This window comes from Autumnicola edwardsiae (assembly GCF_031846505.1).
Taxonomy (GTDB): domain Bacteria; phylum Bacteroidota; class Bacteroidia; order Flavobacteriales; family Flavobacteriaceae; genus Autumnicola; species Autumnicola edwardsiae.
Genome location: NZ_JAVRHP010000043.1, coordinates 1 through 14,497, shown reverse-complemented (window position 1 = coordinate 14,497; position 14,497 = coordinate 1). Strand labels below are relative to the sequence as shown.

At 38.3% G+C, this 14,497-nt stretch carries 12 protein-coding genes; 10 read left to right on the top strand and 2 right to left on the bottom strand.

Annotated features, from left to right (window positions below; genetic code table 11):
• The first annotated feature begins 29 nt into the window (after positions 1-29).
• The 10 genes from RM529_RS09705 to RM529_RS09660 all read left to right on the top strand — a co-directional run bounded on the left by RM529_RS09705 (position 30) and on the right by RM529_RS09660 (position 10,494).
• Positions 30-1,274, top strand: coding sequence for a glycosyltransferase family 4 protein (locus RM529_RS09705; RefSeq protein ID WP_311484602.1), 1,245 nt, complete (start codon positions 30-32; stop codon positions 1,272-1,274).
• A 21-nt stretch (positions 1,275-1,295) separates the two neighbouring features.
• Positions 1,296-2,684 (top strand): hypothetical protein, encoded by a 1,389-nt coding sequence (locus RM529_RS09700; protein WP_311484601.1) that lies wholly within the window; start codon positions 1,296-1,298, stop codon positions 2,682-2,684.
• Positions 2,685-2,714: 30 nt separating this feature from the next.
• On the top strand, positions 2,715-3,890 hold the full coding sequence (locus RM529_RS09695) for a glycosyltransferase family 4 protein (protein WP_311484600.1): 1,176 nt from the start codon (positions 2,715-2,717) through the stop codon (positions 3,888-3,890).
• The gene (locus RM529_RS09690; RefSeq protein ID WP_311484599.1) at positions 3,887-5,119 is read left to right on the top strand and encodes a glycosyltransferase; all 1,233 of its coding nucleotides are present in this window, start codon (positions 3,887-3,889) and stop codon (positions 5,117-5,119) included. Before RM529_RS09695 ends, RM529_RS09690 begins: the two co-directional genes overlap by 4 nt.
• A 51-nt stretch (positions 5,120-5,170) precedes the next feature.
• Positions 5,171-6,103 carry a hypothetical protein gene (locus tag RM529_RS09685; RefSeq protein ID WP_311484598.1) on the top strand — a complete coding sequence of 311 codons (933 nt, stop codon included), beginning with the start codon at positions 5,171-5,173 and terminating at the stop codon, positions 6,101-6,103.
• A 9-nt stretch (positions 6,104-6,112) separates the two neighbouring features.
• Positions 6,113-6,700, top strand: a complete 588-nt coding sequence (locus RM529_RS09680; protein WP_311484597.1) for a WcaF family extracellular polysaccharide biosynthesis acetyltransferase — start codon at positions 6,113-6,115, stop codon at positions 6,698-6,700.
• 11 nt (positions 6,701-6,711) lie between these two features.
• Entirely contained in the window at positions 6,712-7,575 is an 864-nt protein-coding gene (locus RM529_RS09675; protein ID WP_311484596.1) for a glycosyltransferase family 2 protein, read from the top strand.
• A 30-nt stretch (positions 7,576-7,605) separates the two neighbouring features.
• Positions 7,606-8,226: an HAD family hydrolase gene (locus RM529_RS09670; RefSeq protein ID WP_311484595.1), complete on the top strand. Its 621-nt coding sequence runs from the start codon at positions 7,606-7,608 to the stop codon at positions 8,224-8,226.
• A gap of 96 nt (positions 8,227-8,322) precedes the next feature.
• On the top strand, positions 8,323-9,177 hold the full coding sequence (locus RM529_RS09665; protein ID WP_311484594.1) for a hypothetical protein: 855 nt from the start codon (positions 8,323-8,325) through the stop codon (positions 9,175-9,177).
• A 24-nt stretch (positions 9,178-9,201) separates the two neighbouring features.
• The gene (locus RM529_RS09660) at positions 9,202-10,494 is read left to right on the top strand and encodes a WcaI family glycosyltransferase (RefSeq protein ID WP_311484593.1); all 1,293 of its coding nucleotides are present in this window, start codon (positions 9,202-9,204) and stop codon (positions 10,492-10,494) included.
• 70 nt (positions 10,495-10,564) lie between these two features.
• On the opposite strand, the gene RM529_RS09655 is transcribed toward RM529_RS09660, so the two are convergent.
• Together RM529_RS09655 and RM529_RS09650 are read right to left on the bottom strand one after the other, a co-directional pair.
• A complete protein-coding gene (locus tag RM529_RS09655; protein WP_311484592.1) occupies positions 10,565-13,624 on the bottom strand; it encodes a LamG-like jellyroll fold domain-containing protein in 3,060 nt (1,019 codons plus the stop codon).
• The coding region (locus tag RM529_RS09650) for a hypothetical protein (RefSeq protein WP_311484591.1) at positions 13,624-14,497 on the bottom strand (874 nt) is incomplete at its 5' end. The genes RM529_RS09655 and RM529_RS09650, both read right to left, overlap by 1 nt.

The window sequence follows — 14,497 nt, the reverse complement described above, 5'->3', positions numbered from 1 at the left end:
AATCACTTATTAATCAGAGTCCCGCGTATATGAAAGTTATAATTTCTCATCCTACAAGTAACCAGTTCAACCGAGCCTTGCTGCAGGGATTAATGGAAGCTGATATGCTGAATGAATTCCATACTGCCATGGCTACATTTCCGGGCGGATTTCTTGATAAGTTGAGTGTTGTTGGTCCTTTTGCTGATTTGAGGAGAAGAAGTTTTGAACCGTCTCTAAGCTCATTTACAAGTACCAGCCCCTGGAGGGAAGTGGGTAGGATGGCAGCACTTAAGTTGGGAGCAGGAAGTTTAACCAGACATGAAACCGGAATTTTTTCTGTTGATGCGGTTTATAAAAATCAGGATCGTGGAGTTGCTCAGCGTTTGGGAAGAGCAGAAAACAAAGAAATTAATGCAGTCTATGCTTATGAAGACGGAGCTTTTTTTTCTTTTAAAGAGGCCCAAAAAAGACAGCTTCAATGCCTTTATGATCTACCTATAGGCTACTGGAGATCGGCTAGGAAACTCCTTCAGATAGAGCAGGAACGTTGGCCGGAGTGGGCCTCTACCCTAACAGGGTTTAAAGATTCTGAAGCCAAATTGAGACGTAAGGATGAAGAGCTAAAAATGGCAAATCGTATTTTTGTAGCCAGTACTTTTACCGCAAATACCCTCAAAGACTTTCCTGGAAAGTTAGCTCCTGTGGAAATTATTCCGTACGGATTTCCAATACCAGTAGAAAGCAGGAAATATGATAACCTCAGCAACAGGAAAAAACTAAAATTACTTTTTGTAGGAGGTCTTTCACAGCGTAAAGGGATAGCAGACGTTTTTGCTGCTGTTGAGGGGCTGGAGTCTTATGTAGATTTGACCGTACTTGGTCATAAAGCTGCTAACGATTGTGCTGCTTTAAATAAAGCACTGGCAAAACATAAATGGATTCCATCTCTTCCCCACAAAGAGGTTCTCAAGCTTATGCGGGAACATGATGTTTTACTTTTTCCATCGCTCTTTGAGGGCTTCGGAATGGTGATTACCGAGGCTATGTCTCAGGGAACTCCTGTGATTACCACAGATCGTACGGCCGGTCCCGATTTAATTACAGATAAGAAAAATGGGTGGTTAATTAAAGCCGGTTCTACAGAGGAATTGCGTGGAGCTATAGAAGAAATTCTAGTAAAACCCGAACAGGTTAAGATTATTGGGAAAGAAGCTATAGAACGAGCGGGTTTAAGACCATGGACTCTTTATGGACAGGAATTGACCCAGGCTATAATGGAACATCGTTTTTGAATTAAATCCAGCGCAGGCACAATGGCTTTTCCTTTAGAAAATTTCACCACAGAAGTAAAATCTCCTCGGAAAGAGACTATAAAGATCGATGGTGATAGCTTCACCAGTGTGGATACAAACAGTAAAAGGTATCTTAAATTTGGTATCTGGGCTTATTTCTTGTTATTAATTTTTGAAGGAGCACTTAGGAAATGGGGAATTCCAGCTTTGTCGGCACCTTTACTGGTGGTGCGAGATCCGGTGGCTATCTGGCTTCTTTATACTGCATGGAGAAAAGATTTTTTTCCATTTTCCATCTATCCTGCAGTCATGATTGCCTTGGGCACTATAGGGATTTCTACTACACTTATTTTTGGTCATGGAAATTTGCCAGTGGCTTTATTTGGTGCGAGGATTCTTTTGGTACATTTTCCTTTGATGTTTGTAATAGGTAACGTTTTTAACAGAGAAGATGTAGTTAAGCTGGGAAAGGTGGTTTTGTTGCTTTCTATTCCCCTGGTAATTCTTACCGCTATGCAATTTTACAGTCCACAGTCAGCTTTTGTTAACAGAGGTGTGGGTGGAGATGTAGAAGGCTCAGGATTTAGTGGTGCAATGGGATTTTTCCGACCTTCCGGAACTTTTTCATTTACAACCGGGAACTCAATGTTTTTTAGTTTGGTCGCCTGTTTTGTACTTTTTTTCTGGGTAAGTAAAGATCAAATAAATAAGGTTCTGCTAATAGCGGCAACTTTGGCAGTTTTAGCTTCCATTCCTCTATCTATAAGCCGTAGTTTATTTTTTTCAATTGCAGTAGCAATTATATTTACTGGACTGGCTATTTCCAGAAACCCACAATATTTATCAAGAATATTTACGGCAGCAGTATTTATGGTATTATTACTAACCATTCTTAGCCAGACCACTTTTTTTCAAACTGCTACAGAGGCTTTTATGGCACGTTTTGAAAGTGCCAGCAACATAGAAGGAGGAGTGGCGAGTTCCTTGCTTGAGCGATACTTCGGGGGTATGATATCTGCGGTATCTGGGAATAATAATCTGCCTTTCTTTGGATATGGTTTAGGGTTAGGTACAAATGCGGGTAGTGCCTTGCTTACAGGAGAGCGTTCTTTTTTAATTGCTGAAGGAGAATGGGCACGGCTTATAGGGGAAATGGGATTTGTAATGGGAATATTCGTTATCCTTCTAAGATTAATATTTTGTGCAGATATAAGTTTGAGGAGTTACCGTAGCCTTAAGTACAATAATTTGCTTCCATGGGTTTTACTAAGTCTTGCTCTTATTATAATACCCCAGGGTCAGTGGGCACAGCCTACATCGCTCGGTTTTAGTACGTTAATAGGTGGACTTGTTCTAGGTGCTTTAAAGATACCGCAAAAAGGGCAAATTTCGCAAACTAAGAAACAGTAAAGTATCCGGTTGGATATGAAAATTCTCCTGATGAAAATTATATTTTTTGCACACCCCCTGTTTTTGAATCATCAAAGTATGCCTCGTTTTGCCAAAATGCTGGCTGAAGGAATGAAAGAAAGAAACCATGAGGTGGAAATTTGGTCTCCAAGGGAATATTTTTACAGATTTCCCTTTACAGGAAACATGAAAAAATGGATGGGTTATATAGACCAGTACATCATTTTTCCCATGCAGGTAAGAAGAAAGAAAACTGGTCTTTGTAGCAGTACACTTTTTGTTTTTACAGATCATGCGCTTGGTCCATGGGTCAACCTGGTAAAGGATAGGCCGCATGTAGTACATTGTCATGATTTTTTAGCTCAGCATTCTGCAGAAAATAATATTGCAGAGAATAGAACCAGTTGGACAGGTAAACAATATCAAGCTCTGATCAGAAAGGGGTTTTCAAAAGGTAAAAATTTTATATCCGTCTCAGAAAGAACACGTAAAGATCTTGCGAAATTTTGTAAAGGAGTTCCGTTACGCTCTGAAATGGTATACAATGGGTTAAATCGCGTTTTCTCCCCTGGAGATCCTCTGGAAGCAAGAGCAATAATCTCACGAGAAGCAAATATTCCTTTAAGAAATGGGTACATTCTGCATGTTGGAGGAAATCAATGGTATAAGAATAGGACTGGGGTAGTTGAGATATACAGCGCCTGGCGCAATTCTCAGCGGGAAAGGTTGCCCTTGGTACTCATTGGTCAATCACCTTCAGAAGATTTAATTAAAGCTTATGAAGCTTCTCCTTTTACAGATGACATAGTTTTTATTAATAGCGCCTCAGATGAAGTGGTGAGTAATGCATATGCAGGTGCAAAAGCATTTCTTTTCCCATCACTTGCAGAGGGATTTGGCTGGCCTATTGTGGAAGCAATGGCCTCTGGATGTCCAGTTATAACTACTAATGAAGCTCCTATGACAGAGGTTGGAGGAGAAGCAGCATTTTATATCCCTAAAAAGCCCTTAATAGGATCAAAGGTAGAACTTTGGGCTTGTGATGCAGCTGAAGTTGTAAACAAAGTAATGAATTTTAATCAGGAAGAAAGGCAATTTTGGATTGAGAAGGGATTAAAAAATGCCTACAGGTTTGATCAGGCAAAATCTCTGGATAACATCGAAATGATTTATTCTGATATTCTGCAAAAATTTTGGAGCCTATGAAAATTCTTCATGTTGTTGAAGGTATGGACCCGAAATTGGGAGGGGTATGCCAGGCAATTCGTACGATAGTCCGGGGTCTTTCTGACGAAGGAATAGCAAACGAAGTAGTAACTCTGGATCCTCCTGATGCTAATTTCTTAAGTTTCGATCATTTTCCTGTTCATGCTCTCGGACCTAAAAAAACAGCCTGGAGTTATAGTAGAAATTATTCTCCCTGGTTAAAAAAAAATTTGCAAAAATTCGATTTTGTAATTATTCATGGGCTTTGGCTTTATAATTCGTATGCTACTTTTAAAGTTTGGATAGAATTGAAAAATAAATGTAAAAGTGAGGAGTCGGAAAGAAGTTTGCCAAAACTTTATGTCATGCCGCATGGAATGTTAGATCCGTATTTCCAGGAGGCAGCAGGTAGAAAACTAAAGGCTGTCAGAAATTCCATTTACTGGAAATTGATAGAATCAAAAATTATAAATGGAGCAGATGGTCTTCTTTTTACCTGCGAAGAAGAGCGCCGTCTCTCTCATAAACCTTTTCACCCATACCAACCAAAGACAGAAATTATACTTGGAATGGGCACAGAGGCTCCTCCTGAGTATGAGCTGGCCTTAACCAGGGCCTTTTTACAAGCATGTGAGGATTTGGACGGACGTCCCTATTTTCTTTTTTTGAGCAGGATTCACGAAAAAAAAGGAGTGGAAAATCTTATTAGCGCTTATGAAATTTTGTTAGAAAAAAACTCTGGAAATAGTATACCGGCCTTGATGATAGCAGGGCCCGGTAAAGAAACTTCATATGGGAGAAAACTTGAGGAACGGGTAAAGAAAAGTCCATTGCTGATGAGTTCAGTTTTTTTTCCTGGAATGCTCACAGATAAAACTAAATGGGGAGCGTTTTATGGATGTGAGGCATTTATTTTGCCCAGTGAACAAGAAAATTTTGGTATTGCTGTAGTTGAAGCACTAGCTTGTGCAAAGGCTGTACTTATTTCAGATCAAATTAATATCTGGAGAGAAATTTATGAAGCTTCTGCAGGTTTAGTTGCGCCAAAATCTGTTACCGGCACACTCTCTCTATTGCAAAATTGGATGAGCTTATCTGGTGAACAAAAGCGGGAAATGGAAGAGAATTCACTGAAATGTTATAGAAAATTTTATGCAGTGGATTCTTTTGTACAGCGCTGGAAGCAAAATCTGCTTATGCCAACTTATACCTCCACAATGGGTATTTAAAATAATTCTTTTCATTTTAGCTATACTCCCGTATCCTTTACACAATTTAGAATGACAGCAGAAGCAAAAAATCCATTAATTACCTTGTACGGCTCCAATTATATTGAAAATGACTGGACGCTGCCCTGTATGAAGAGCTGGAGTAAAATCTTAAACATTTCTCCATCAGAATTTTATGTACTTCCACATAAGCCAATTAGCGTTAAGGAAAAAAAAATTATTTCAGCACTGGATTTTCAGATATTGAATTCTAATCTTGAAGTGGATAGTTTTCTTGCTGACTATCCGGCGTTACAGCAAATAAGGGAGAAGGACGGAACCTGGAGGAAGATCCTTGATACAGCCATTCTTTTTCCAGAGGTGGAAAAAATAACCATTATTGATACAGATGTTTTTATAAAAGACAATGTTCTGTTGCCTAATAAAGGTTTTGACATTGCGTATATGAGGGAAGATGTTCCGGCATACAAAGGGAAGTGGAACATGGCGTGGAAAGAAAAAATGGTACCAGCTTTAAATGCCGGACTTATAATTGTAGACCCCGCAGTTATAGACTTCCATTATCTGGAGAAACTTGTAAGTAATTATCTTAATAAATGTAAAAGCTATTGGTGGTCTGAACAATCGGCTTGGGCTTGTCTCGCTGGAAAGAGTAAAACGAGGGTGCTTTTTAACGGTAGACAAGTTAAGGTCACTTCGGGAATGAAAAAAAGAAATTTTTTAGAAATCCAGCAGAACGGCTACAAGTATTTTGGTAAAAAGGGTATGATAGAAACTTATGATGAGTTTAAAAACCTTCTTGAGGGAGGATCTATATTTCACTTTGCCGGTCCCGGAAAATATATGTTTAAAGCAAGTTTTGCAGATTTTCAATCCTCAAAACAAACAGATCCCGTTGAAATATTTACAGAACAGGAAGATACCTTAAGTTTAAGGGATAAATTTTTTATTTCTATGAGACTTTATTTCAAAGAACATTTTTAATCCTTAAAAATGATAAATACAGATACGATTAAATTCTCTTCTAAGCATAATGAAAATACTTTTTCCGGACCTTCCTTTAGTTTGCAGAACCGGGTGTGTAGAATGGTGTGGAATGTGGTATGTTTTCTTTTCTTTAGATTCACACCTAACCCGTTGCATGGTTGGAGATCGTTTCTCCTGCGTATGTTTGGAGCAAAACTAGGTAAAGGAGTTCACGTGTATCCTAACGTTAAAATATGGGCACCATGGAACATTGAGTTAGGGGATGAGTGTGGTATTGCCAATGGTGTAACTTTATACTCACAGGGTAAAATAAGAATAGGGAAGCGAACCGTAATCTCTCAGGGAGCTCATCTTGTTGCTGGCACCCACGATTACACTAAACCAGGCTTTCCATTAATCACATTACCAATTTCTATAGGAGACCACGTATGGATTGCTGCTGAAGCATTTATTCATCCAGGTATAAAAATAGGTGAAGGTAGTGTAATAGGGGCAAGGTCTGTAGTATCTAAAAATATGCCTGCCTGGATGGTTTGTGCGGGGCATCCCTGCATACCCTTAAAGGAAAGAAAGCTGGAAAGTGTAACGGTTTAAATTAATTTACTATGATTTCAATAATCATCCTAACCAAGAATGAAGAAAAAGATCTGCCCCGCTGCCTAAACTCTGTTAGCTGGTGTGATGATGTGCATGTGGTTGATTCCGGTAGTAACGATGAGACGCTAAATATTGCGTTGTTGCAGGGAGCAAAAATTAGTACTAATACTTTCAGAAGCTTTGGACAGCAAAGAAATTACGCACTTGATGAGTTAAAAGTCAAATATGAATGGATTCTGTTTCTGGATGCAGATGAGGTAGTTACTTCTAAATTTAAAACTGAAATGATAAAGGCGACTGAAAGTGCTGAGAATGATGTGGCCGGATTTTATTGCTGCTGGAAGATGATGCTATATGGTAAATGGCTGAAATATTGTGATAATTTTCCGAAGTGGCAATTTCGGCTAATGAGAAAAGGAAGAGCAAGATTTACAGATTTTGGCCATGGACAGAAAGAGGATAAAGTAGAAGGTAAAATAGAATACTTACGAGAACCTTATTTGCATTATGGGTTCTCGAAGGGATGGTTCTATTGGATTGAAAGACATAATAAATATTCCTCTCAGGAAGCAATTGCACGTTCTCTAAAAAGACCGCCTGTTAAACAAATTTTTTCACGGGACGCGAGTACCAGAAATCCTGCTTTAAAATCATGGTTAAGCAGGATGCCGGGATGGCCATTTGTAAGGTTTTTCCAGGCTTATATTTTAAATTTCGGCTTTACCGAGGGGGCACCGGGATTTATTTATTGTATTAATATGGCATATTACGAATTTCTGATTCAAATTAAAATGCACGAACAAAGAAATGAGTCTCAACCTGTTCAGTTATCGGCAACTGCTTCTTCCGGTGTGGAACTGGAAAATCCGTAACAACTTGTAAAGCTTTTAATCTATTTTTTCATGAACAATTCTACTATAATTAGTACAAAAGAAGAAATTGGTCCAGTTCCCAAACTATTAAGCCCTGCCTTGCACTATTACGATTTAGATGGCACTCTTTCTTCGTTAAACAGTACTTTTGATTTTATATATGGTTACCTAAAGAACAAAAGGAAATATGTGAGATTGTTTCTTGGGAAATCTATAGCTCTTTTTCTCATTTTAACAAAAACATATCACCCTGTCAAATCTAGAAGTTTACTTATAAACATTTATTTTTGGAATTTAAAGACGGATACTCTTGAAGAATATTTTGAAAACGTTTATAAGCCAGTATTTTTAAAATCGTTGACCTCATTGGGTCGTTCCCTTTTAAATGAAACAGATAAGGCAGATGTGATGCTTACAGGATGTACAGAAATACCTGCAAAAAAGATAGCATCCTTATTTGGTTTTAAGGAGGTGATTTCTACAGAATTTTACTATAACAATGGTAAAATCAAAGGAATAAAAACGGATACCTACGGAAATTTTAAAGTAAAACATCTTTTAAAAAGAAAAGAAAGGATGATATACTATACCGACGATCTTCGCTCTGAAAAAAGTCTTATTGCTATTATGGATGAAATAGTAGAGGTTTGATTTATATTGAGCATTTTATACCCGCAACATTTTAAATTCCTTTCCCTCAAAACTCAGCAATTAAATGGCTATTCCTTATTAGAAAAACCATTATTTATGAATAATATACGGATAGAATTGGGAATTCCCATTTTATATACTTTAGAACGGTATAGAAAAAGACATGATAGCAATTGGGCAACAAGCGTAGTAGCCTATTTTTCTTCAATGCTCAGGGATTATATGTGGATACCAATCTATATTTTTCTTGTTACCGACGGCCCATTTTTATTTCAGTTATCGGGTTTACTACTTCATTTACTGGCATTTTCTATAATTTATGAAGCTGGCTATCTTTATACAGACAATATTTCTGTTAAAAAAGAAAATGTAAAAATCCGAAAAGTTATTTATAAAGAAGCTTTACAGGAGAATCATGTTTATTTTGCCATGTTATTAAGAGTCATAGTGGTTGGGATAATGTTTTTGTTCATGCAACCCTGGTTAAGTTTAGAAATTATAATTTTGTATCTGAGCATTCTTGCGATATATTATATTTATGGAAATTTGCAGGAAAGCTATAGAGTACCTCTCTTTTTACTACTTCGTTTTCTCAAGGGTTTTATTCCGGTCTCATTTTTATTATTAAGTCTGGAAAGTGTTCCAACCACTTTAATTTCTCTATTGTTACTGGCTACTGCATCCTTTTTTACAATAGAATACGCAAGTAGAAAGCTCGATCTTCCTTACATTAATATACAGCTTATGAAATATGTATGGGTACGGTATCTCATTATTTTTGTTTTCCTTGCCCCCTATCTTATTTTTGATCATATCCCTTTTCGGGATTTCAGTTTAATTTTTACTACCTATGTAAGTATCCATATTGGGATGATCGTCCTTTCACTTTTAAGGAAATTTCTTAACGTATTTATCATCAAAGAGTTAAAATCGATTCTGAGAATTTTCTAGTTTTATTTCTATAAAAAATCTAATATGAGCAAAAGAATATTACTAATAGGCAATAATTTTGCGCCTGAACCTACAGGTATAGGAAAGTACAGTGGTGAGATGGTGGAGTGGTTGGTAGATAAAGGTTATGAGTGCTCGGTGATAACAACCTACCCCTATTATCCTTTTTGGGCGGTACAGGAACCATACAGAAAAAACAGGTTCTGGTATAAAAAGGAAAGTGAAAAGCTAAAATCGGGAGGAAGTATAGAAATATTCAGGTGTCCCATGTACGTTCCTGCTGAACCTTCAGGTGGGAAAAGAATTATTTCTGAAGCTACTTTTTTCACCTCAGCATTTGTTCAGTTATTTAGACTCCTTTTTCGAAAAAAATATGATGTCGTTGTAACCGTAGTACCATCTTTTCAAATAGGCTTCCTAGGGAGACTTTACAAAAGCTTACGAAAAGCTAAATTTGTATACCACATTCAGGATCTGCAGATAGAAGCGGCAAGAGACCTTCAAATGATCAGATCTGGAAGACTCATAGATTTTTTACTCAAGGTGGAAAAATACTTTTTCGACGGGGCAGATGTGATTAGTAGTATTTCGGAAGGAATGGTTTCAAAAATTAAAGAAAAGGCTGGAAGGGAAATTTTTTTACTACCTAACTGGTCCGATACCACATTTTTTTATCCTGTTAAGGAAAAGAAGAATTTGAAGGAGAGTTTTGGTTTCTCAGAAACAGACAAGATTTTACTTTATTCAGGAGCCATAGGTGAAAAGCAGGGATTAGAAGCCATACTTCAGGTGGCAGGGGATTTTCAGCAGGATGAAAATACAAAATTTGTGATCTGCGGTTCGGGCCCTTATAAAAAGAAACTTCAGGATCTCGCAGAAAAACGAAATCTTGACAATGTAATATTTTTTCCACTGCAGCCCACAGAAAAATTTAACGATTTTCTAAATATAGCAGATGTACATCTGGTTATTCAGAAGGCATCCGCAAGTGATTTGGTGATGCCTTCCAAATTAACCACTATTTTAGCTGTTGGGGGGGTAGCACTTATAACTGCAAATAGAGGTTCAGGTCTTCAAAAGGTAGTAGAAAAGTACAAGATGGGATATGTGGTTAAAGCTGAAGATTTGGCTGCTTTAAAAGAAGGTATTGTGAGGGCACTAAATTCTCCGGAAGGTTCTTTGATGCGAAAAAATGCCCGCTACTATGCTCAAAAATATCTTTCTATAGATAATGTTATGACCTCTTTTGAAAATCATGTATTGCGGGAGGAGAAAACGATTCAAGAAACTTATGAGACTCAGAGACTAAATCTCTAAAGACATTTTTTGAAAGAGAAAGGCAGCCCTAAATATATCCTAAGGCTGCTTTTTTTGTTTAAGACCATACTTATTTTACTTCCACACATATTATCTGCTCCTGGATATTATCAATATTAGAGATGCGCCAACGATTCACACCTCCATGAGCATTTTCGTCGGCATGGTAAAGGTAGTAGTCTTCTCCTATTTTAACTGCATTTGCAGAAAGTGCATTTCCGGCAGAACCATAAGGTGTGCTTTCATTCGCCACATCTGGACCTAGTGCACCAAACAATTTAAGCATTAAACCGTCGTCTCTGTAGATGTACCACATGTTTGCAGTTGAATTTTTCCATAATTCTCCATGATAGCCCGCAAAGATAATGTCATCTATTACTATAGCGGGTCCACCTGGATAGTGTACACCATTTCCAATATCGTATCTTCCGTCAGTAGGAAAAGGACCGCTGTAGTTTTCTGGGGTGCTAGGCATGGCTTTCCACAGCCATTTATCTGTTCCCGGTTTCATGCCTCCTAAATGATATCCTGTGGTACCCAGATCAGGATGATGATTTTCATAAGATACAAGGACTCCATTCTCAGAGACATCGGGGACAGGAGGAGTGTTTTGGAAGATGCCATACCTGTGGTAAGGCTGTAATTTATCCTGATTTTTGAGCTGTGCAAAAATCTCCAGACTTCCCCACTGCGGATTGTGATCGGAATCAAAGCCTGTTAGTGGCGCTTCTTGCCAGGTAACTGTACGAGAATCTTCTGGTCCGGTAATAGTGTATTTTCTTAATGAACCATCAGATCTCAAAAACCAATCTAAGACCCAGGGGGCTCCCCCTTTCGGAAGTTTTATCCCGGTATTCCTAAGCCCAAAATCAGGGTCCAGTTCAAAAATGACAAAGGGATCATCAGATTTAGATGGATTAATCTGAGCATACGTTCGGCCGTTTGGAAGTGTATAAACAAAACGCAATTTGTAATACCAATTTTCGAATCCAATTGTGTGATATCGCCAGTTTCTAACGGTTTTCCAGGAGCCATTATTTCCTCCAATATTTTTGTTATAATCAACTTTAAATTCCATGTAGTCTGCAAAAACTCGTGTAGGATCATTAGGATCCACGGTGGCAGATCGTACTTCGCCCTGATATTCGATCTTATCCAGAAGCTTGTCTGTAGCACTAAAGTGTAGAACCCGACGATTGTGGGTATCTCCTAACCAGTAACTCCCGTCAGCCTCATAGGTTATGAACGTTTTTGCTCCACGCAATAATTTTGAATCATCCCTTGAGTCAGAAAAATAAAATTTATCATCCTTTACAGTAGGGTTTGTGGCATAACCTCCTTTTTGACCAAATGTATTTAGCAAAGAACCATTGGCGGTTGAGAACCGTTTAACGGTTTGGGTTTCTCCGTCTGCTATGGCCACAATTTTACCCGTGAAATCCGACCCCAGCGCATGAATTTTATTTTTTCCGGATATCTTTACTCCTGTGGATGTAAAGCTGCCATCGCTGTTGATCTTATATTTGGATACTTCATTACCATTGTACTGGATCCATAAATTCCCATTTCCGTGAGAATCAATGGTTAATAATCTTGGTTTTTCAACAGCAATAGTACGTATTAAACTTCCTGTCGTTTTGTTGTAAACGCTAATTTGATTCAGATTTAAGTAAGAAACAAACAAGTAATCCCCATCCCGCTGTACCGCCATCCCGGAAATAAATTTGTCGTATTCTACATCGTCGGTCATAATGCCAAAAGCAGCATCGTAGGTGTCTCCTCCTGCTGCCGTGGTATAGGGGCGTCCCTTACTGAATTCCTGAAAGGAATCATCGAGAGGATCGATGCCAAATATGAAACTGACTTTGTCCCTGCCCCAGTCATCATATCCACCGTAATAAACGGTTTTTCCATCGGTAGTGGAATATTCTGTTTCCTGACCATTTCCAAAAACTCCTTCTTTAAGGACTTTTATAGGGATCCTTACATTGGGATCATTTAAATTAATTTTCCATTGAGATGCTTTTCCTTCGTTAAAACCGGCAGCCAGATATGCTTCATCGCCTACTATAGACATAGTACGCAGTTGCTCATAAGATGTTTGAACTCTTTCTCCTGTAAGATCGGGAGAATTATTTCCAATAGGGCCTTCCCACTCGGCAATAAGATTATTTGTTAGTAATTTTATATTATAACTGCCAGAAGACACGGCGTTTCCGGCATCATCTTTTTTATCCCAATTAAAAGAATGTGTACCCTTTTGCTGCTGCTTATTGTTCCACAGGGTCCTTACCAGGGTTCCATCCTCGGCATAAACACCGGCAGATGTTGTAGTTGCTCTTTTTAAGGTATAAGAATTTTCAGTGAGGGAAACCAGGGCCTGGGGTAGATAGTTGCACAGGTCCGGGACGTCCTTGCTTCGTTTTGGGTCGTCATTTCCTGTAGAAAGGGAGCCACCTAATGTTCCTTTTCCTGTTTTACCTGATAAATCAAGAACCTCTTTTCCGGTTTCATTAAAATCATAATACGCTAGGAGCCCCGTATTATCAGAAATATTTGACTGACCGTAGTTGTTGGCTATTTCTTCATACGATAGTGCCCTGTTCCAAATTTTTACTTCATCCAGACGTCCTCCAAAAAATCCTGCATTTCCACGCCCAATGGCTTCAATGGGAAAGTTTCCGGACCAGTAAGAATTTGTGGTAATATCTTTTACTCCATTTATGAAAAGGCTCATGGAGGTACCCTTCCTTACAAAAGCAAAGTGGTTCCATTGTCCAGGAGTAATGGCTTGGTTGGCGTAAATGACCCTACCGGCAGAACCTTCATTGGGCACATATATCCTCACTTTTTTCCAGTCAAAGTTAATATCAGGCCCTCTGCCTATTTGTCCCAGTACCGCGTCTTCGTGAGTAATTTCACCTTCAAGTTTAGCCCAAAATTCAATAGTAAAATCACCTGTAAGATTAATATCAGGTATATCGACCCAATCATCTACTCCGTCAAATTGAAGTCCACGAGGATTTGCCTCGCAATTATTAAGATTGGTGGGCGGATTTAGTACATAGTGAAAATTTTGAGAAAAGAGGGCATTGCTCAAACACAGAAACAAGTAAATCAATTTTTTCATTACAGTACAATATAGTTGTTCGCACCTGTTTTTCTAAGGATTCCACCGGTAAAGGCTTCATCATTACCAATCCCTGCGTTTCCAGCAGAAACTCCGTTAAGTCTTACTCCAGAAGTGGCTTTAATAGAAAGCGTTGTCCCATGGGCCTCCAGGTTAATTGTTTGACCAATTTTCATTTCCTTAAAGTTAGAAGTAATAGTTAAAGTGGCAGAGTTGGTGCAGGCAATGGTGTTCCCAATATCTGTAAATGTAATATTTCTTGAGGAAGCGAAAGTGACCACAACAGGTTTTTTGTAGTAAATTCGTTCCACCTCTTCCAAAAGATCTGCCTTAATACTATCTACTTGTGCCTGAGTATATACTTTTGGAGCATCTTTTAGGCTGGAATAATTACCGTCAAAATCATCTGTCGCATCTCTGTCCCAGTTTACAAAAGATATTGTATTTCCATTTGAAATGCTTAGTTGGTCTTCATTTAAGGTAAGGAACTGAGAGGTGTCTCCTGGCTCTCCGTTTCCACTATTTGCGGCTAAAAGCTCATCTATTTCTGCTTTGGTATAAACAGCTGGAGCATCTATTAAATTGGAGTAGTAACCATCAAAATCATCGGAAGCGTTAGTATCCCATTTTTCAAATGAAATACTATTACTGCTCGAAATAGAGAGCTGGCTTCCATCTAAAAGTAAAGATTGTACCGCACCATCTTCAACTTCGATAGTTGCAACTAAGCTGTCCACTTGTTCTGTTGTATACATTTGTGGAAGATTTTTTAAATCAAAATAGTCTCCCGAAAAGTCATCAGAACTATCCATGTCCCATTTTTCAAATGAAATAGTGTTACCTCCGGAAATTTTTAATTCTTCTCCTTCCAGG